Below are 18,422 nucleotides of genomic sequence, written 5' to 3'. Positions count from 1 at the left end.
CATGGCGAATGAACGTGGCAGCAGCGATCCAACCGCACCGCGGGTGACCGTGATCGTGCCGGTCTATAACGGCGCGGACACGATCGGGGAATGTCTCGAAAGTCTGCTGCGGCAAAGCGAACAGGGGCCCGCGTGCGAAATCCTGGTCGTGGATGACGCATCGCGTGATTCGACGCCGACCGTCGTGGCCCGCTATCCCCTGGTGCGAGCCATCCGACAGGAGGTGAATGCCGGACCGGCCGCCGCGCGCAACCGCGGCGCACGGGAAGCGACGGGCGACATCATCCTGTTCACGGATGCCGATTGCGTGCCGGGTGAGGGATGGTTGCGCGAGATGCTTCGCAGTTTTGGGGATCCTCTGGTGATGGGCGTCAAAGGGGTCTATCGAACGAAACAACGCGAACTGACCGCCCGAGTGATCCAACTCGAATTTGAATACAAATATCGAAAGCTCGCTGCCCAATCCGCGATCGATTTCATCGATACCTATTCGGCCGGGTACCGCCGTGCCGTCTTTCTCGAGTTCGGGGGATTCGATACGGCGTTTCCCGTTCCTTCCACGGAAGACATCGACCTGTCTTTTCGTGTCGCCGCCAAAGGCCACCTGCTGGTCTTCAACCCTTCGGCCTACGTGTTCCACCGGCATCCGGCCGGCGTGGCGGATTATCTCAAACGAAAATTTCGGTACGCCTATTGGGGAATGTTGGTCGTGCGCCGGTTTCCGGAAAAGGCGATTCGGAACTCCTACACACCTCACAGCCAGCGACTTCAAGTTCTCCTGGCGCCTCTGGCAATCGCGAGCTTGGGGATTCCAGTCCTGGCCGGCACCCTGCTGTGGATCCCAATTGCACTGTGGACCATGTTGATGGCCACACTATTGCCTTTCATGGCACGGTCCGCAGCGAAGGATCCGGTGGCCACGCTTGCCAGCCCCGCCTACCTGATCGCGAAAGCGGTCGTTCAGGCCTGCGCAGGAGCGATGGCGGCACTGAGCTCGACGGTCATGTCCAAGAACAATGCTCCGACACAAGCCTGATACTGGGGTACGAACGGCAGAGGCGATTTGCGGCGCAGAGTGCCTCCAGCTAAGATGTATCAGCGTACCCGGCGGTGGAAAGGGAAACATCTCGCTCGAATGGTCAAATAGCAACCTATGTTGAAGCGTCACTCCCAATTTCTTCAAAGTCTGCTCTTCATCTTCGACCTGACGGTGATCTGCTGTTGTTGGATGTTAGCCTACTATGTGCGTTTCCTCGAAGGGCTTGCGCCGATCGACATGGGAATCCCGCCGCTTGATCTCTACCTGGCTTTGCTGATCCCCATCGTGCTCGTCTGGGGAGTCTCGTTCCGTGCGTTCAATCTCTATCGGCCCCGCCGCATGGGTACCCACGCCGCAGAGTTTTTCGACATCGCCAAGGCGAATACCTTGTCGGTGTTGATCCTCGTCGCACTGACCTTTTTCGTGCGGCAATTCGAGTATTCCCGTCTCGTGTTCGTCTATTTCTGGATTTTGAATGTCGTGGCGCTAGGGTTCTCGCGGATGGCCTTCCGGGAGGGACTTCGTCTCATCCGTCGCAGGGGCCACAATCTGCGACATTGCATGATCGTCGGAGCGGGCAAATTGGGACAGCGGGTGGCTCACTCTTTGTCGTTGCACACGGAATTTGGCATCAAGGTTCATGGATACTTGACGCGGCACCCCGGCAAACTTGGTCGCCGGTTCGAGGGAGTGGAGGTGGTGGGGCTCTATGAAGACCTGGAGAAATACGCCCCAGGCCTCGACATCGTCTTTATCTGTGTTCCGCCGAGTGCCGAGGCATCCACTGAAAAACTGCTCCAGTTCCTTGCCACGACGACTCTTGAAGTGAAGGTCACCCCTTCGATCTACGAGTTCATCACCTTGCGAGCCGAAGCTGAGATGTTCGATGGGCTTCCCGTGATCACACTTCAGGGCACGCCGTTGCATGGCTGGAATATCGTCCTGAAACGGGCAGCGGACATCGTGGGCGCAAGCCTGGCCCTGTTGCTGACGGGGCCTTTGCTGTTAGTGGTCGCGGCTCTCGTTAAAGCGTCCTCGTCGGGCCCGATTTTTTACCGGCAAGAGCGAATGGGGCTGGATGGAAGACCGTTCATGATGCTCAAGTTCAGAACGATGAGGGTTGATCACCCCGGCGATACAGTCTTGTTGACTCCCCAAGACGATCCCCGTGTGACGCCCCTGGGGCGTCTGTTGCGTCGTACGAGCATCGATGAACTGCCTCAGTTCTGGAACGTGCTGATGGGAGATATGAGCATCGTGGGCCCCAGGCCAGAGCGATCCTGGGTCGTTGAAGAGGTTCGTAAGCAGATTCCCCTCTACATGCTCAAGCACAAGATGAAGGCCGGGATTACGGGGTGGGCACAGGTGAATGGGTGGCGTGGCAACACGTCCTTGGAAAAGCGGATTGAGCATGACCTGTACTACATCGAGCACTGGTCGATCTGGTTTGATATTAGAATCATGCTGCTCACGATCTGGAAAGGATTCGTTCATCGGCATGCCTACTGAGGCGTCCGCACCATCCGTTCTTGAGTTTCCCCCGCAGGATTGCTAACATCGCCGGAAATTCACAACCGGTTCATGCCCAGCACACGTCGCCGCACAACCCACGCCGCTCCTTCTCGGCCTGCCTTGCAGCGGATTCTCCGAGGGATCCGATTGTTCGCCACGGACGTCGATGGAGTCTTGACCGACGCGGGCATGTACTACTCGGAATCGGGCGACGAGTTCAAAAAATTCCACACTCGGGACGGCATGGGGATCAAACTTCTGCAGAAGGCCGGCATCATCACGGCCATCATCACCCAGGAGTCGACAAAGATGGTGATGAGGCGGGCGCAGAAGCTCACCATCCCCGAAGTCCATCAAGGGGCGTACGACAAGCTCTCCGTCTTGCACGACTTGGTCGCGAGACACGGCATTACATTGGAACAAGTGGCCTACATCGGCGATGACGTCAACGATCTCCCGGCGTTGAAGGCCGTGGGATTGTCGGCCTCACCGGCCGACGGCATGCCTGTCGTGCATAGCGTCGTCCGGTATATCTGCCGCAAGAATGGCGGCGAAGGCGCCGTACGGGAACTGGCCGATCTCATTCTGGACGCCCAGCAGGACGGCTGAGGAAGACGGTCACAGTCGGGAATCGACAGCGAAGGAGCGTATGCGGGGCGCATCACATCTCTATCCGGTGATTTTGGCAGGGGGCAGCGGTACGCGTTTCTGGCCCCTGAGCCGGCATTTGTATCCGAAGCAGTTGCTCCGCATCATCGGTAACGAAACATTGATCCAGCAGACCATGCGGCGGGTGCTGGCCTGCGCGTCTGCCGACCGGGTATTGATCTCCACCAACCCGGGCCAGGCGGATTCGATCCGTGTGCAATTGAGCCATTGGAAGGACCAGCTCAAGGACAATTATGTCGTTGAGCCGCTTGGACGCAACACGGCGCCGGCCATTGCGCTGGCAGCCGCTGAGCTCGTGCGGCGGGATCCCGAGGCCGTCATGGTGGTGCTGCCCGCTGACCATGTGGTGCGGGGCGAGAAGGCCTTTATCGCGGCGGTGGAGCTTGCGGCACGGCTTGCAAAGCAGGATTACTTGGTGACGTTCGGGATCAAGCCGATCCGCCCCGAAACCGGTTACGGCTATATTCAGCCGAATCGCCGATCCGCGCTGGCGAAGCGCGGAAAGCTGGTGGGGCATCCGGTCGCGCGATTCGTCGAAAAGCCCAATGCCGCCAAGGCTGCGCAATATCTCAAGAGCGGCAACTATTTCTGGAACAGCGGCATGTTCGTCTGGAAAGCCGCCACGATTTTGGGAGAGATCGCTCGCCATCAACCGGAAGTCGCGAAGGCCATGGTGCAGGTCAACCATCTGCGGGCTTCGAGTGCGTCGCCGAAGGCCATCGAGGCGGCGTATGCCAAGGTACCTTCGGTGTCGATCGACAACGGGGTGATGGAACGTTCGGATCGGGCGGTGATGATTCCGGTCACATTTTCATGGTCCGACGTCGGCAATTGGAGCAGCCTCGAGGAAGTCGCCCCGCGCGACAAAGCGGGAAACGTCGTGAGCGGCCGCGTCATCGACGTGGGCAGCGCCAATTCCGTGTTGTATGCCGATCGCCGGGTCGTTGCCACGATCGGATTGACCGACATGGTGGTCGTAGACACGCCGGATGCGACGCTGGTTTGTCCGAAGTCCCGTTCGCAGGACGTGAAGAAAGTAGTCGAGATTCTCAAACAGCAGGGAGCACCGGAGCATCTCGAGCATCTGACCGTGCATCGGCCCTGGGGGTCGTACACGGTGCTGGAGGAATCGGCCGGGTACAAAGTCAAGCGCGTGACGGTGAAGCCGGGGGGACGGTTGTCCCTGCAGATGCATCACAAGCGCAGCGAGCATTGGGTGGTCATCTCCGGGCTCGCCCGCGTGACCAGGGGCGAGGAGGTTTTCGACCTCAGCGTCGGGCAGAGTACGGCGATTCCGGTGCGAACGCCGCATCGTTTGGAAAATCCGGGCAAGGACACGCTCCACATCATCGAGGTACAGAACGGGCCGTACCTCGGCGAGGATGACATCGTGCGTTTCCAGGACGATTACGGACGAACGCAGAAGTGAATGTCGTGATCCCGTGATCCTGTCGGTGATTCGGCCGAGCCTTCGCCTCGCCACGCAATCACGACATCGAATTTCTTGATTGGAGTCATGCATGGGCTTGTTTCGCGAGTATGATCTTCGCGGTATCGTCGGCAAAGAACTGACGGAAGAGATCGCGCAGCTGGTCGGCCGGGCTTACGCGACCATGGCCAGCGAGCGCGGAGTGTCGACGGTCAGCATCGGACGGGATGGACGGTTGAGCTCTCCGGCCCTCCGGGACGCCCTGGTCAGCGGGTTGCTGGCCGGCGGCTTGAATGCCATCGACCTGGGCCAATGTGCCTCGCCCTTGCTGTACTTCTCCTTGTTTCACCTGCCGGTACAGGGTGGGATCATGATTACAGGCAGTCACAATGCCGCCCAGTATAACGGCTTCAAGATCTGCATCGGCCGAGAGGCGATTCACGGGGAGGAAATTCAGCGGTTGCGGCGCATTATGGAATCGGGCCGATTCGTCGAGGGCCAGGGGCAATTGTCCTCCCACGCCATTATTCCCGACTACCTCCAACATCTTGCGCAGAACTTCGCCGGGGTGCGCGCCGACCATCTGCACGTGGTGATCGATTGCGGCAATGGGGCGGCGTCGCTGGTGGCCAAGCAGGCATTGGAATTGTTGGGCTGCCGGGTGACCGGCCTCTATTGCGAATTGGACGGGCGGTTCCCGAACCATCATCCCGACCCGACGGTCGTGGAAAACCTCGAGGATCTGATGCGGGCCGTCCGTGAGCACAAGGCCGATGTCGGGATCGGGTATGACGGCGACGCCGATCGTATCGGCGCCGTCGACGAGCGCGGGCAGATCCTTTGGGGCGATCGATTGATGGTCGTGTATGCGCGTGACATCCTGGAGCGGCAGCCCGGCACGACGTTCATCTCCGAGGTCAAGGCTTCACAGTGCCTCTATGACGATATTGCGAAGCGCGGCGGGCGCCCGATCATGTGGAAGACCGGTCATTCCCTCATGAAGGCCAAGATGAAGGAAGAGTCGGCCGTGTTGGCCGGAGAGATGTCGGGCCACATGTTCTTCGCCGACCGGTATTTCGGGTACGACGATGCGGTCTACGCTTCTTGCCGCCTCATTGAAATTTTGGCCAAGACCAAACGGCCGTTGTCCGATCTGGTGTCCGACCTGCCGGAGACGACCGTGACGCCGGAGATTCGCGTCGACTGTTCCGATACGGTGAAGTTTCAGGTGGTCGACCGGGTGCGAGGGCAGTTGGCTGCCTGCTTCAACGAGGGGCGGCCGATCGGTGCCACGAACCTCCGGTTGCGGGACTTGGTGACCATCGACGGGGTTCGCGCCGTGTTCGACGACGGATGGGGTCTGATCCGCGCCTCCAACACGCAGCCTGCCCTGGTGCTCCGATTCGAAGCTCCATCACAGGCACGGCTGGATGTCATTCGCGCCACGATTGAAACCGAACTCGCCCAGGCACTGCGTGCCATTTCCGGCTAAGCGCCGCGATCCGCTGCCCTCGGGGCTCGTGCGGGCCGCTGTTTCCTGGCTGCTCGTCATCCTCTTCGCGTTTGTCCTTCAGCCGGTACCAGCCCGCGCGGAGACGTCTCCGCGCGTCACTTCTGTACCGTTTGCGACCGGTGAACGTCTTTCCTACGACATCACCTGGCTCGCAATGCGGGCGGGGGTGGCGACGATGTCCGTGGAGGCGGACCCCTCGGCTGATGAGCCGGCTCGGGTGCGGTTCGAGACGGTGGCGCAGTCGAGCCCCGTCGTGACGAAGTTCTATCCGGTCGACAATCGGGTGGCCTCCACCGTCGATCTCGCGTCCTTTCTCCCGCTGCGCATGACCTTTCATCGGCAGGAAGGCAAGCGGAAGAACGATTTCGAGTACACCTTTCGGCACCGGGATGGGCTCGTGACGGCCGTCAAGGACGGAAAGAGCGACGAGTTGCAGATTCCGGCCGATGCCCAGGACGCGATTTCCTGTCTGTACTACGTTCGAAAGAGCCTGCCGCTCTCGCCTGGAGCCTCGCTGGCGCTGAATGTACACCACGACAAGAAGAACTATAAGTTAGAAGTGCGGGTCGAAGCGTTGGAAACCCTTGAGGGGTCTTGGGGAAAGAAGGAGACCGCAAGGGTGCTGGTCATCATGCCTTTTCAGGGCATTTTCCTCAACGAGGGGAACCTCCGGGTCTGGTTCACGACGGACGATCGGCGGGTTCCCGTGCGGATGAAGGCGAAGGTCGTCATCGGGTCGATCGTTGCGGAGCTGACCGAGGGATACGGTACACCGATTTCCCCCTCTCCTTGATTGCTCACACGTCCCAAAACCGCTATAATTGCGCCAAGTTTGCCGACAGAACGCCCGTTGCTGAGTGATGCTCTCGGGCTGTCGGAATTTTCTGTCTGAAGGACATCGACGCTATGGCAAAGTTTCCCATTACGCTCAGCCGTTTTATCATCGAACAGCAGGCCGCCTACCCTGAAGCCACCGGCGAGTTTTCCGTCCTCCTGACTCAGATCGGTCTCGTGGGCAAAATGATCGCTCATGATCTCCGTCGGGCCGGTTTGATCAATATTTTGGGAACGACCGGCGAAACCAACGTGCAGGGAGAGGTGGTCAAGAAGCTGGACGAGATCGCCAACGACACATTCGTCCGAGTCTTCGAACATAGCGGCTTGGTGTGTGCGTTGGCGTCCGAAGAAATGGAAAAGCCGATCCACATGCCGCAGCAAGGGGCCCGCGCCAAGTACATGCTCCTGTTCGATCCGCTCGACGGCTCCTCCAACACAGACGTGAATATGCCGCTGGGCGCGATCTTTTCCGTATTGCGACACAAGGGTGGGCCGAGGGTACCGGGCGACGACGATCTGCTCCGGCGGGGCGTCGAGCAGGTAGCGGCCGGCTATCTTCTGTATGGTTCCAGCACCATGCTGGTCTTCACCGTCGGGCAGGGGGTGCATGGTTTTACCCTGGAGCCGTCGATCGGCGAGTATCTGTTGTCTCACGAGAACATTCGCATTCCCAAACGAGGCAAGGTCTACGCGGCGAACGAGGGCAATTACCATCGATGGCCGGCAGGAACCCAGAAGTACGTGGACCATGTGAAGGAGAAGGACAAGGCGACCGGCAGGCCTTACAGTGGCCGGTATTGCGGCTGCCTGGTGGCGGATGTCCACCGTATTTTATTGGGAGGGGGCATCTACCTCTATCCCGGAGAGTCGGACAAGCCGGAGGGCAAACTGCGGTTGCTCTATGAAGGCAACCCCCTTGCGTTGGTGGTGGAGCAGGCCGGTGGGAAGGCGACGACCGGAACGATGCGTATTCTCGAAGTTGAGCCGAAGGCGCTGCACCAGCGGGTCCCGCTGGTCATCGGCAGCTCGGACGATGTGGATCAGGCGGAAGCGTTCATTCAGGGACGGGTGTAGCGAGTCATCTGATTGAGGATTGTTGGGAGGTAGAACATGGGCAATCGGGTCCAGGAGATTTTGAGCTGGTACGAGAGCGACAACGCGGGCACGAAGATGAACATCGCGCGCCTGTTGAATTCCGGAAAGCTGGCAGGGACTGGAAAACTGGTCATCCTGCCGGTCGATCAAGGGTTTGAGCACGGGCCGGCCAGGAGCTTTGCGCCGAATGCGGCTGGATACAACCCGCACTATCACTTCCAACTCGCGATCGACGCCGGATGCAACGCTTACGCAGCCCCGCTGGGGTTTCTCGAGGCGGGGGCCAGCCATTTTGCGGGGCAGATTCCCCTGATCCTGAAATTGAACAATCACGATGTCTTGCACGACGAGAAGGATCCATTGCCTTCCGTGACCGGCAGCGTTCGCGATGCCCTGCGTTTGGGCTGTTCCGCCGTGGGCTTCACGATCTATCCCGGCTCGTCGCATTGCAACGCTATGTACGAGCAGCTGCGAGCGATCAGCGAAGAAGCCAAGGCTTCTGGTCTGGCAGTGGTCGTGTGGTCGTATCCGCGGGGATCGGCGTTGAGCAAGGAAGGCGAGACCGCCATGGACGTCGTGGCCTATGCATCGCAGATCGCGGCTCAGTTGGGCGCGCACATCATCAAGGTCAAACTGCCGACCGCGCATTTGGAGCAGGCCGCGGCCAAGAAGGTGTATGAGACCGAGCAGGTGCCGATCAAGACCCTGGCCGAGCGTGTGAAACACGTGGTACAGAGCTCCTTCGACGGTCGCCGTATCGTGATTTTCTCGGGTGGCGCCAAGAGCGATGAGAAGACCGTGTTTGAGGAAGTCCGGGCGATCCGTGACGGAGGCGGGTTCGGGTCGATCATCGGCCGCAATTCGTTCCAACGCCCCAAAGCTGAGGCGGTGAAGTTCCTTGGCACGATCATGAGTATCTACGCCGGGCAAACACCATAGACCGGGATTGGGGCTTCTCGGAATACGTCATGGAAGATTTTCGCGATGTTCAGGAGCGACCCAGGCGCGGCGGTTCCTGGGTTTTTCCGGCACTTCTCCTGATCGTCGGGGTTCTGATCGGGGTGTTGGTGGCGTCCGACCTTGGATGGCTGCCGACCGGTCATGCGGTGCCTGAGCCGCAGCCGGCACCGGCGCCGACGGCTAGACCGGTGGCGAGCGCGGTGCAACCGACATTGGGCGGGGCCGGGACGCAGAGCTTCGTCGAGGTGGCGAAGTCCGTCAAGCCGGCCGTCGTGAATATCTTTGCGACCAGAACGGGGCGTGGCGAAGGTTCGCAAAGCATGCCCTTCGACGATCCTTTCTTCCGGCGATTTTTCGGGGAAGAATGGATGAAGCGCTTCGAGGCTCCGAAGGAGCGGAAGGAGCGGGGACTGGGTTCGGGCGTCATCGTGGATCCGAACGGCCTGATCATCACGAACAATCACGTGGTGAATAAAGCCGATGAAATCAAGGTCTTCCTGTCCGACAAACGCGAATTCAAAGCTAAACTGGTGGGAACGGACGCCAAAACCGACGTGGCTCTCCTGAAGATCGAGGCGACCGAACTGCCCACGGTTCCTTGGGCTGATTCCGATAAGTTGGAAGTGGGAGAATTCGTGTTGGCCGTTGGGAACCCCTTCGGGCTGACCCAAACCGTGACGCTCGGGATCGTCAGTGCGCTCGGCCGCGCGGCCGGCATCGCCGAGTACGAGGATTTCATTCAAACCGACGCCGCAATCAACCCCGGCAACTCGGGTGGGGCGCTGGTGAACGTTCGTGGGGAACTCGTCGGGATCAATACGGCCATCTACAGTCAGAGCGGCGGCAATATGGGCATTGGATTCGCCGTGCCGAGTAACATGGCCCATTCGATCATGGACCAGTTGGTGCAGCACGGCAAAGTCGTGCGCGGCTGGCTCGGCGTGTCGATTCAGGAGTTGACGCCGGAGCTGTCCTCTCAATTCGGCGTGCCGAAGGATACGAAGGGGGTTCTCGTCAGCGATGTCATGGACGACAGCCCCGCCAAGAAGGCGGGCCTGGAGCGGGGAGACGTTATCCTCGAATTCGACGGGAAGGCCATGGATTCTCCCGCCCATCTGCGCAACTCAGTGGCGCAGACGCCGGTGGGGAAACGCGTCGCGATCAAGATGATTCGCGAGAAGAAGTCCAAGAGCATCGAACTCGTAATCGCCGAGCAGCCCAAGAACCTCGCACAGGCCGGATCGGATGAAGGCGGCGAATCGCTGGCCCCTGCCGGGTTGTTGTCGGATCTCGACGTCCGCGAGCTGAATGACGAGTTGGCGCAGCGGTTTGGTTTGAAATCCAGCGAACGCGGAGTCGTGGTCGTCCGAGTGAAATCCGGAAGCCCGGCGGAGGAGGCGGGCGTGAAGGAAGGGGATGTGGTGTTGGAAGTGAATCGCAAGGCAGTGACGTCACTCAAGTCTTACGAACGCCTGGCTTCGAGCTTGCCAAAAGATCAATCCGTTCTGCTTCTGTTGAGGCGTCAGGGGAGAACGATCTACCTCACGTTGCGGCCGTGATCGCTTCGGGCCTTCCGCCCAGGGTCGATCACAGAGAGGAGGGAAGCGGTATGGTATCACGGGCCATATTTGTCCTTCTCAGTGCCCTCGCCGGCATGGCCCTGTTTCTGCGCGCGAAAGATCCCAGCACACAGTTCCTGCTGTCGGGGCTGGCGATTGGTGCAGTTACCGGAGGCCTCATCATCGCTGGAGAACACGCACTACGAAGATTATCATTCGGTATCATTGTGGGAGGAACTGCAGGCGTTGCGGCGGGGCTGGTGCTCACGGGGTTGGTGGAGTGGGTTGGCAGCGCGGTATTCGACGTCGAAACGTTCCTGTTTCACATCGGCGGCCTGGTCTTTCTCTTGGGGCTGCCGTACCTCGGGCTAGTGTTGGGTGCGCGTTTTGGCATGGAGCGGTTTCCGTCTCCCCTGCAGGGGGCGATGACGTACAACGCGAGCGGCGTCAGTATCAAGGTCTTGGATACCAGTGTGATCATTGACGGTAGGGTGGCGGATCTTTGCGAGACTGGATTTCTGGAAGGCACATTCCTCGTGCCGCATTTCATTCTGAACGAGTTGCAGCACATTGCGGATTCATCCGATTCCTTGAAGCGGGCACGGGGGCGCCGAGGTCTGGATATTCTGAACAAGATTCAGAAGATGGCCGACCTCGACGTACGGATCAGCGAAGAGGATTTTCCGAACGTCAAAGAGGTCGATGCAAAACTCGTGGTGTTGGCGAAGAAGGTGGGCGGACGCATTGTCACCAACGACCTGAACCTCAATAAGGTGGCCGAGCTGCAGGGTGTGCGGGTGCTGAATATCAATGAGCTCTGCAATGCGTTGCGGCCGGTCGTGTTGCCCGGCGAGACGATCCGGGTATTCGTGTTGAAGGAAGGCAAGGAAGCGGGGCAGGGTGTGGCCTATCTGGATGACGGCACGATGATCGTGGTGGACAACGCCCGCCGCTGCATTGGGCGGAACGTGGACGTGACGGTCACCAGCGTGCTCCAGACCACCGCCGGGCGGATGATCTTTACCCGCCTGAAGGAAGAGCCGGAGCGGGAGGAGTTTCAGGTTGCACGTGGTTGAGGTGTTGCGCCCTCGCGAGTCGCATACGGCCTGTATTTCCGAGCAGCCCGTGGCAGCGAGGGAGAATCGTGTCTCGTCGTGAGGCGAAAGGGCCGGTGACCGGCCCGAAAACCGTCGCATTGGTGCCGGCTGCCGGCCGTGGGCTGCGGATGGGCGGCCACATTCCCAAGCAGTTTCTCCTTCTCGGGGGGCTGCCGATCTTGGCGCATTCGCTGCGGGCACTGCAGGACTCGCCCGTCATTCACGAAATCATCCTGGCCGTGCCGGAAGCCGAACGCCGGAACTGTCTCGATCGGATTGTGAGCCCGGGGCATTTCACCAAGGTGACCAAGGTAGTTTCGGGCGGTGAGCAGCGGCAGGATTCGGTGCGTCACGCGCTGGCCGAAGTGGATGCCGAGACGGAGTTTGTTTTGGTGCACGATGCGGTCCGGCCGTTTCTGACCCAGGCTATGATCCGCGAGGTGGTTGCCGCCGCTCAGCAGCATGGGGGGGCCATCATCGCCCTCCCGATGCGGGATACGGTGAAGCATGTGGGGCAGGGGCATATCATCGAGCGGACCGTGGATCGCCGGCCCCTCTGGCTGGCGCAGACGCCGCAAGCGTTCAGGAAGGACTGGTTGGATGAGGGGCATCGCAAGGCGCAACTGGAAGGGATCCACGCGACCGATGATGCCCACTTGGTCGAGTTGATCGGGAAGACCGTGGTGGTGGTAGAAGGCAGCGGCGAAAACATCAAAGTGACGAGACCCGAGGACCTCTCGATCGGTGAGGCCATTCTCCAGCGCAGGGCCTCGGCAAGGAGCAAAGGATGAGCAAGGCGAGGATCGGTTGCGGATGGGACATCCATCCGATGGTCGAGGGGCGAAAATTGATTTTGGGTGGGATCGAAATTCCGCACCACAAGGGGCTCCAGGGCCATTCCGATTCCGATGCGCTGGTGCATGCGGTGTGTGATGCGCTGTTGGGGGCGATGGGCGAGGGGGATTTGGGGCGGCATTACCCCAGTTCGGACCAGCGCTATAAGAACATCTCGAGCCTGAAACTGCTGGAAGATGTCATGGGCAAGCTCCGCACGAAAGGCTATCGGCTGGTGAATGTGGACTCCACGATTATCGCCCAGGCTCCGCGCTTGAGTTCCCACTTGTCAGCGATGCAGAAGAGCATGGCAGCGGTGTTGCAGGTCGACCCGGACCTCGTAAACGTGAAGGTGAAGAGCGGGGAAGGGCTTGATGCGATCGGGCATGAGGAGGCGATCGCTGCGCAAGCCGCTTGTTTGATCGAGCGAGCCTCGTGACGGTATCATCCAGGTTCTTTGCCCAAGGCGAGCCCCATGTTCAAGGCCATCGCGCAAGACCTTCAAGCTATCTTTGATCGAGATCCGGCTGCCACCAGTCGGACGGAGGTCATTCTGACCTACGCCGGGTTCCACGCGCTCCTGGCCTACCGCATCGCCCACTGGCTGAAACTCCACGGTATCCCGTTCTTTCCCCGGTTCATTTCCCAAGTCGCGCGATGGATCACAGGCATCGAAATCCATCCCTCGGCCAAGATCGGCACGGGGTTCTTCATCGACCACGGCATGGGGGTTGTGATTGGGGAGACGGCTGAGGTGGGCGACTTCGTCACTCTGTTTCAGGGCGTTACGCTTGGCGGAACGGGAAAGGAGCGGGGCAAGCGGCATCCGACCTTGGGTAACCATGTGGTCGTCGGTGCCGGAGCGAAGATTCTCGGGGGTATTAGGATCGGCGACAATGTGAAGATCGGTGCCAACTCGGTCGTCCTGAAATCCGTTCCGCCCAATTCGACGGTCATCGGCATTCCCGCGCGTATCATCAAGAGCGAAGGAGAACGGGTACCCGATGCCACGATGGACCACACCAATCTGCCAGACCCCATTGCCGATCGGTTCACAGCTCTGGAGCAGGAACTGATTGTGTTGCGGAAGAAGTTGGAGAGTCGGGATCGAGAGCCGCGGACCTAACCGGGGCGATGCCTTGAAAAGATGACCGGCGCGGCTCTCGTCGAACCGCGCCGGCGCACCGTGAGACTAGCTCGAGAGGCAGGTGCTCATAAAGCTCTTGCGGTCCTCGCCTTTCAAGTTCTTCGCTTTCGCTTCCTTGTTGCAGGACTTCATCTTGTCTTGTTGAGTTTTGCCGGCTGCAGCTTTGGCCGGTGCCTTGGCTGACAAACATTCCTTCATAAACGCCTTCCGCTCTTCACCTTTCCCCTCACCGCTGAGTCCCTTGGCATCGGCGTCGGCATTGCAGGTCTTCATCTTGTTTTGTTGCGCGCCGGCGAAGGAGACGGCCGGGGTGAGCAGCACGAGCCCGAGCAGGGCAGTCAGAGTGACACGAGACCATTTCGCCATGGGATCCTCCTTTGAGAGCGTGGGCCAACGTTTCGCCGAACTATACCAGAATGTCCGGCACGAGTCTCAGGGGAGATTTACCTAGATTTGCCGGCTCCATTCCATTCGATGTCCCGGCCGAATGGGAAAACGTCTCCGAGTCGCGTAGTTCGACGTGGGACAAGCGCAGGCCGAATCCCCGGGGGAAGTCCTGCTATGTCGTTGGATTTGCTGGCTGTCATTGGGGGGCTTCCCCTCGTTTGACAGGGGGGGTGTGACGGCTATACTTGAGCGGAACCGAGGAACGAGGAGGCCCCATGGACTGGTACTTGGCGCTTTGGACCGGACTTAGCTGGATGTTCAGTGGTGGGATCCTCTACCTCGTCTACCGTTTCGGATTCAATAATGCCGCCGAGCAGGGGATCAAGTTGCAAACCTGGCGCAGCATCGCGCTGCTGTTGGGCTTCATGGTAACGGTCGCGATGTTCGGCACCGACTATCCGGATGAAGGCCTCTTGGTTGGGCATGATGAAGAAGACATCTCCCGGTTCGTCGGTATCTTTTTCGTGGTGGTGGTCACCTACCTGTTCGGGTATGTCGATGGGCGTCCCGGCCGTGCGAAGCCGGTGGCCGAAACAGGGACCTCACCGGCACAGGCCATTTCGTAAATCCCGCATGCATTCCCGTTCTTCCTCTCAGTCCGCCTGATCGGCCACGCGACGGCGGTTCCCGAATTCATAGTCGACCCGAACCAGATACAAGCCTTGCGGCGGGGCCGTCCTTCCGGCTGCCGACCGGTTGCATCCCTTGACGATCGTCTGCATGTCGGTCGCCTGTCTCTTGCCTTGTCCGATCTCCACCAATGTTCCCACCATGCTTCGGACCATTTGTTTGAGAAACCGATCAGCATAGAACGACAAATCCAACAGGTCGCCGTCCCGCTGGAGCTCAACCGAGTGAAGAGCGCAGATGGGGTTGTCGTTCTCAGTCGGCATGCACTCGAATGCCGAGAAGTCGTGCCGGCCAACCAACTGTGCCGCCGCCTGGCGCATCGCCTCCTCATTGAGTGGTTTGTAGATATTCCAGGCGCGGTGACGCAGGAGGGGCGAGGGTTCGGAACGGTTCAGGACGCGGTAGCGATAGAGTTTGCCCGTGGCGGAATAACGGGCGTGAAAATCATCGGGCACCGCTTCTGATGAGATGACGCTGATATCTTCGGGGAGACGGGCGTTCGCCGCCCGCAGCCAATCCCGGGCCGTGAGCCGCCGATCGGTTTGAAAGCTGATGACTTGGCCGAGGGCGTGGACGCCGGCGTCGGTGCGACCGGCCGCCACGACGGTGATTGTGGTTTCAGCGATGCCGGTTAAGACGTCTTCCACCGCGGCCTGGACGGTCGGGGCGTTGGGTTGGCGCTGCCAGCCGGAATAGCCGGTCCCATCGTATTCGAGCACGAGTTTGAACGTAGACATAGACGCGAGACGCTGACTCTAGCCGACAGGGAGGGCGTCTGTCATCTGCCGTTCGGATGGGTCGGCTGCAGGTAGGTTTTCACCCCGTCGACGATCGATTCCGCCACCTGGCTGAGGAAGGCCGGTGTGCGCATTTGCTCTTCTTCGGTCGGATTCGACATGAAGGCGATTTCGGCGAGGATGCTGGGCATCGTTGTGAATCGCAAGACATAGAACGGAGCGGTTTTCACACCGTGGTCGATCGTGCTGTAGTGGCCGTTGAGGTGCGAGACCATGGCCTGCTTGGCGGTCCAGGCCAGTTCCAGCGAGTCCTCGATTTTCTTGGTGGTCAGGAGGTCGGCCACGAGATATTCCCATCCCACGCCGGTGCTGTTCAGCGGCGTACCGTTTTCACGAGCGGCCACTTCAAGGGCACGCTGGTCCTTCGCCTCTCCGAAGTGATAGATCTCCAGGCCGCGAACACCCTTGTGCGGGTGCGAGTTTACGTGAATCGACACGAAGAGATCTGCATCCTTCCCGTTGGCGAACTTCGCGCGGTCCTCCAATTCGATGAACACGTCCTTCTCTCGCGTCATCAGCACGCGGGTGTTGGGTAGCTTGGTGAGCAGATCGCGCACCAGCAAGGCAACCTTCAGCGTCACGTCTTTCTCGGTCGTGCCGTGCCGTCCGACGGTACCGGGGTCTTTACCGCCATGGCCAGGGTCGATGACGATCGTTCGGACCTGTGTGGTCGGGGCAGCTGGCTTCGGCGTGATGGGCTTGGCCGGTTCGGTAACCGTCGGGCTCGGAATCGTCGGCGTGGTCGGCAGGGCGGCGGCGGGCTGAGCCGGTGCGACCGTTACCGGCGTGGTGGGTTGTGGGATTGACTGGTCGCCGACTTGCTTAACCTGATTTTTCGACGGGCGGTAGACGTCCACTACCAAACGGTCCGGGTCCGCGAGCGCGAAGACTTTGTAGCGCGCAACCTGGCTTTTGGGCAGCGTAACGGCCACGACGCGCGGGTGACTCTGCGAGACTTGAAAGGGTTGCGGCAAGCTGCCTCCGGAAACCCGTTGGCGGGCGGACTTGCCGAGGATTGTATTGCCGATTTCGATGACGATGCGGTCCGGGTTGTGAAGCTTGGTTTCGGTGAAGGTGACCTTGCGATTGACGTCCAGCACGAGTCGCGTGGCGTCTGTGGTGCTCCAGGTTCGCAGGTCGCGGACCACGATCGGATAGCGGGAGGAGCTGGACGCGTCCTGCTTGATCAGCTGGACGAAGGTATCCTTGCTATCGATCGCCTCGGCGTGAGGTAACGGAGTCCAAGGCGCAAGCGCGGGAAGGTCGGCAAAGGCCGAATGGGTGCTTGCCAGGGGGACGAGGAAGCAGAGGGCGCGAGCCAGATAGGAGAAGCGAATCAAAAGCCGTACTCCCCGTGTCGCGAGCACATCATAGGCCTTTTCTCAGATGTTTATGGTATTGTCAAGAAAAGGCCTCAAACCCTCAGATTCTAAATGCCGCACTACCTTCTTGTCGACGGGTACAACCTTCTGGGCCGCGCGAATATGGGTTTCCAAACCGGCGCAGCCAAACTGGAATCGGCCCGTGACAGCCTGATCCTTTCCCTCGTCGGCTACCGCCAACGAAAAGGCCATGCCGTGACGGTCGTATTCGATGGGTGGCAAGGAGGAGTGGGCAGTGAGCACCGAGAGTTCCGCTCAGGTATCGAGGTCATCTATTCGCGGCGGGGTGAGCGGGCCGACCAAGTCATTCAACGACTCGCCCGACAACACGGGCGTGATTGCGCCGTGGTCTCGTCCGATCACGAAATCATCAACGCTGCCCGTGCTGCCGGGGCATTTGTCATGGGAGCCGCTGAGTTTCGGGCGAAACTGAGCGAGCGCCCAGCACCGCCGTCGCCTTCCGCGTATAAGGAACTGGATCGTGGGGACGACGGACGGGATTTCCGACGACCCGACAAGCGCGGCAACCCCCGCAAGCTCCCAAAAGCACAGCGTAAACGCTTTCAGCAGCTCAAGGAATTCTGAACAGGCGGCGGGCGTTTTCGGTCGTGATGCGGCCGATGTCTTCAGCCGTGCAAGCCTGGTCGGTGCTTTTGATGGCTGCGAGCTGATGTGCCACGTGGGCCACAAACGCCGGCTCGTTGCGTTTCCCCCGGTGCGGTACCGGCGTGAGGTAGGGACAATCGGTTTCGACCAGGAGCCGGTCCATCGGGACCGTGCGGGCGATCTCCCGCAGCACCGTGGCATTTTGGAACGTGACGATGCCGGAAAAAGACAGGTAGAACCCCAGTTCCAGCGCATCCTTCGCCAGCCAGGCATCTCCTGAAAAACAGTGGAACACCCCGCCGATTTCCGAGGCCCGCTCCTCGCGAAGGATTGCAATAGTATCTTCCTGCGCCTCGCGCGTGTGGATGATCACCGGCAGCCGCAACTCTTTGGCCAATCGGACCTGTTCCCGAAACCGCGCACGTTGCTCCTGCGGCGAGGAGTGGTTGTAGTGGTAGTCGAGGCCGATCTCACCGTAGGCGACCACTTTCGGATTGCCCTGCGCCAGCCCGCGAAACTCGTCGTACCAGTCGTCCGTGATGTGCTTGACCTCATGCGGGTGGACGCCCACGGACGCGAAGACATGGGGATATCGGTCGGCCAGTGCCACCGCAGAGCGGCTGGTTGCGAGGTCGCAACCGATCGTAATCATGTGTGCAATACCGGCGGCCTGGGCGCGCGCCATCATCGCGTCGCGGTCCGTGTCGTACTTGGCGTCGTCCAAGTGGGTGTGGGTGTCGATGAGCATGGTGTGGTCGTCAGCGGTCAGGCGCCTCAGCGAGGGGCCGGCCAGGCATACCCTCAGTGTGTTCGGTATGGGTGCCTCTCATGATCGCGGGGAGCGGGGACGTGACGTACACGCGCGGATG

General features: G+C 60.2%; 19 protein-coding genes. 15 read left to right on the top strand and 4 right to left on the bottom strand.

The window, feature by feature from the left end:
• Position 1 precedes the first annotated feature (1 nt).
• The 13 genes from KF814_14685 (at position 2) to cysE (ending at position 13,670) form a co-directional block, all read left to right on the top strand.
• Positions 2-1,036, top strand: coding sequence for a glycosyltransferase (locus KF814_14685; protein ID MBX3237392.1), 1,035 nt, complete (start codon positions 2-4; stop codon positions 1,034-1,036).
• Between the two features lie 117 nt (positions 1,037-1,153).
• A complete protein-coding gene (locus KF814_14680; protein MBX3237391.1) occupies positions 1,154-2,548 on the top strand; it encodes an undecaprenyl-phosphate glucose phosphotransferase in 1,395 nt (464 codons plus the stop codon).
• A gap of 150 nt (positions 2,549-2,698) precedes the next feature.
• Complete coding sequence (locus tag KF814_14675; protein MBX3237390.1) at positions 2,699-3,160, top strand: HAD-IIIA family hydrolase; 462 nt, start codon at positions 2,699-2,701, stop codon at positions 3,158-3,160.
• A gap of 40 nt (positions 3,161-3,200) precedes the next feature.
• Complete coding sequence (locus KF814_14670; GenBank protein MBX3237389.1) at positions 3,201-4,649, top strand: mannose-1-phosphate guanylyltransferase/mannose-6-phosphate isomerase; 1,449 nt, start codon at positions 3,201-3,203, stop codon at positions 4,647-4,649.
• Positions 4,650-4,740: 91 nt separating this feature from the next.
• Positions 4,741-6,141: a phosphomannomutase/phosphoglucomutase gene (locus tag KF814_14665; protein MBX3237388.1), complete on the top strand. Its 1,401-nt coding sequence runs from the start codon at positions 4,741-4,743 to the stop codon at positions 6,139-6,141.
• Positions 6,125-6,955 (top strand): DUF3108 domain-containing protein, encoded by an 831-nt coding sequence (locus tag KF814_14660; GenBank protein MBX3237387.1) that lies wholly within the window; start codon positions 6,125-6,127, stop codon positions 6,953-6,955. The genes KF814_14665 and KF814_14660 overlap by 17 nt, the downstream gene beginning before the upstream one ends.
• A gap of 113 nt (positions 6,956-7,068) precedes the next feature.
• The gene (gene fbp / locus KF814_14655) at positions 7,069-8,073 is read left to right on the top strand and encodes a class 1 fructose-bisphosphatase (protein MBX3237386.1); all 1,005 of its coding nucleotides are present in this window, start codon (positions 7,069-7,071) and stop codon (positions 8,071-8,073) included.
• 36 nt (positions 8,074-8,109) lie between these two features.
• Complete coding sequence (locus KF814_14650; protein MBX3237385.1) at positions 8,110-9,033, top strand: class I fructose-bisphosphate aldolase; 924 nt, start codon at positions 8,110-8,112, stop codon at positions 9,031-9,033.
• A gap of 29 nt (positions 9,034-9,062) precedes the next feature.
• Positions 9,063-10,613, top strand: coding sequence for a DegQ family serine endoprotease (locus KF814_14645; protein MBX3237384.1), 1,551 nt, complete (start codon positions 9,063-9,065; stop codon positions 10,611-10,613).
• Positions 10,614-10,663: 50 nt separating this feature from the next.
• Positions 10,664-11,689 (top strand): TRAM domain-containing protein, encoded by a 1,026-nt coding sequence (locus KF814_14640; protein ID MBX3237383.1) that lies wholly within the window; start codon positions 10,664-10,666, stop codon positions 11,687-11,689.
• Positions 11,690-11,757: 68 nt separating this feature from the next.
• The gene (gene ispD / locus KF814_14635; protein MBX3237382.1) at positions 11,758-12,501 is read left to right on the top strand and encodes a 2-C-methyl-D-erythritol 4-phosphate cytidylyltransferase; all 744 of its coding nucleotides are present in this window, start codon (positions 11,758-11,760) and stop codon (positions 12,499-12,501) included.
• A complete protein-coding gene (gene ispF, locus KF814_14630) occupies positions 12,498-12,983 on the top strand; it encodes a 2-C-methyl-D-erythritol 2,4-cyclodiphosphate synthase (GenBank protein MBX3237381.1) in 486 nt (161 codons plus the stop codon). Before ispD ends, ispF begins: the two co-directional genes overlap by 4 nt.
• Before the next feature lie 36 nt (positions 12,984-13,019).
• Positions 13,020-13,670, top strand: a complete 651-nt coding sequence (cysE, locus tag KF814_14625; GenBank protein ID MBX3237380.1) for a serine O-acetyltransferase — start codon at positions 13,020-13,022, stop codon at positions 13,668-13,670.
• Positions 13,671-13,736: 66 nt separating this feature from the next.
• On the opposite strand, the gene KF814_14620 is transcribed toward cysE, so the two are convergent.
• The gene (locus KF814_14620) at positions 13,737-14,057 is read right to left on the bottom strand and encodes a phosphate starvation-inducible protein PsiF (GenBank protein ID MBX3237379.1); all 321 of its coding nucleotides are present in this window, start codon (positions 14,055-14,057) and stop codon (positions 13,737-13,739) included.
• Between the two features lie 296 nt (positions 14,058-14,353).
• Between KF814_14620 and KF814_14615 the strand changes: the two genes are divergently transcribed.
• On the top strand, positions 14,354-14,704 hold the full coding sequence (locus tag KF814_14615; protein MBX3237378.1) for a hypothetical protein: 351 nt from the start codon (positions 14,354-14,356) through the stop codon (positions 14,702-14,704).
• Positions 14,705-14,731: 27 nt separating this feature from the next.
• Here KF814_14615 and truA read toward each other — a convergent pair whose 3' ends face one another.
• A complete protein-coding gene (truA, locus tag KF814_14610) occupies positions 14,732-15,505 on the bottom strand; it encodes a tRNA pseudouridine(38-40) synthase TruA (GenBank protein MBX3237377.1) in 774 nt (257 codons plus the stop codon).
• Between the two features lie 41 nt (positions 15,506-15,546).
• The gene (locus tag KF814_14605; GenBank protein ID MBX3237376.1) at positions 15,547-16,905 is read right to left on the bottom strand and encodes an N-acetylmuramoyl-L-alanine amidase; all 1,359 of its coding nucleotides are present in this window, start codon (positions 16,903-16,905) and stop codon (positions 15,547-15,549) included.
• Positions 16,906-16,998: 93 nt separating this feature from the next.
• Between KF814_14605 and KF814_14600 the strand changes: the two genes are divergently transcribed.
• Complete coding sequence (locus KF814_14600; protein MBX3237375.1) at positions 16,999-17,532, top strand: NYN domain-containing protein; 534 nt, start codon at positions 16,999-17,001, stop codon at positions 17,530-17,532.
• Here KF814_14600 and KF814_14595 read toward each other — a convergent pair.
• Positions 17,519-18,301 carry a TatD family hydrolase gene (locus KF814_14595; protein MBX3237374.1) on the bottom strand — a complete coding sequence of 261 codons (783 nt, stop codon included), beginning with the start codon at positions 18,299-18,301 and terminating at the stop codon, positions 17,519-17,521. The genes KF814_14600 and KF814_14595 overlap by 14 nt on opposite strands.
• Positions 18,302-18,422 lie beyond the last annotated feature (121 nt).

This window comes from Nitrospiraceae bacterium (assembly GCA_019637075.1).
In the GTDB taxonomy this organism is placed as follows: Bacteria; Nitrospirota; Nitrospiria; order Nitrospirales; family Nitrospiraceae; genus JAHBWI01.
The sequence above is the reverse complement of the archived record's forward strand: the minus strand, read 5'-3'. Positions and strand labels throughout refer to the sequence as shown.

Excerpts from the sequence above, each read along its gene's own strand:
- KF814_14685 (MBX3237392.1), top strand. The coding sequence starts at position 2 with ATGGCGAATGAACGTGGCAGCAGCGATCCAACCGCACCGCGGGTGACC.
- KF814_14680 (MBX3237391.1), top strand. The coding sequence starts at position 1,154 with ATGTTGAAGCGTCACTCCCAATTTCTTCAAAGTCTGCTCTTCATCTTC.
- KF814_14670 (MBX3237389.1), top strand. The coding sequence starts at position 3,201 with ATGCGGGGCGCATCACATCTCTATCCGGTGATTTTGGCAGGGGGCAGC.
- KF814_14665 (MBX3237388.1), top strand. The coding sequence starts at position 4,741 with ATGGGCTTGTTTCGCGAGTATGATCTTCGCGGTATCGTCGGCAAAGAA.
- fbp (MBX3237386.1), top strand. The coding sequence starts at position 7,069 with ATGGCAAAGTTTCCCATTACGCTCAGCCGTTTTATCATCGAACAGCAG.
- KF814_14650 (MBX3237385.1), top strand. The coding sequence starts at position 8,110 with ATGGGCAATCGGGTCCAGGAGATTTTGAGCTGGTACGAGAGCGACAAC.
- KF814_14645 (MBX3237384.1), top strand. The coding sequence starts at position 9,063 with ATGGAAGATTTTCGCGATGTTCAGGAGCGACCCAGGCGCGGCGGTTCC.
- KF814_14640 (MBX3237383.1), top strand. The coding sequence starts at position 10,664 with ATGGTATCACGGGCCATATTTGTCCTTCTCAGTGCCCTCGCCGGCATG.
- ispF (MBX3237381.1), top strand. The coding sequence starts at position 12,498 with ATGAGCAAGGCGAGGATCGGTTGCGGATGGGACATCCATCCGATGGTC.
- cysE (MBX3237380.1), top strand. The coding sequence starts at position 13,020 with ATGTTCAAGGCCATCGCGCAAGACCTTCAAGCTATCTTTGATCGAGAT.
- KF814_14620 (MBX3237379.1), bottom strand. The coding sequence starts at position 14,057 with ATGGCGAAATGGTCTCGTGTCACTCTGACTGCCCTGCTCGGGCTCGTG.
- KF814_14615 (MBX3237378.1), top strand. The coding sequence starts at position 14,354 with ATGGACTGGTACTTGGCGCTTTGGACCGGACTTAGCTGGATGTTCAGT.
- truA (MBX3237377.1), bottom strand. The coding sequence starts at position 15,505 with ATGTCTACGTTCAAACTCGTGCTCGAATACGATGGGACCGGCTATTCC.
- KF814_14600 (MBX3237375.1), top strand. The coding sequence starts at position 16,999 with ATGCCGCACTACCTTCTTGTCGACGGGTACAACCTTCTGGGCCGCGCG.
- KF814_14595 (MBX3237374.1), bottom strand. The coding sequence starts at position 18,301 with ATGCTCATCGACACCCACACCCACTTGGACGACGCCAAGTACGACACG.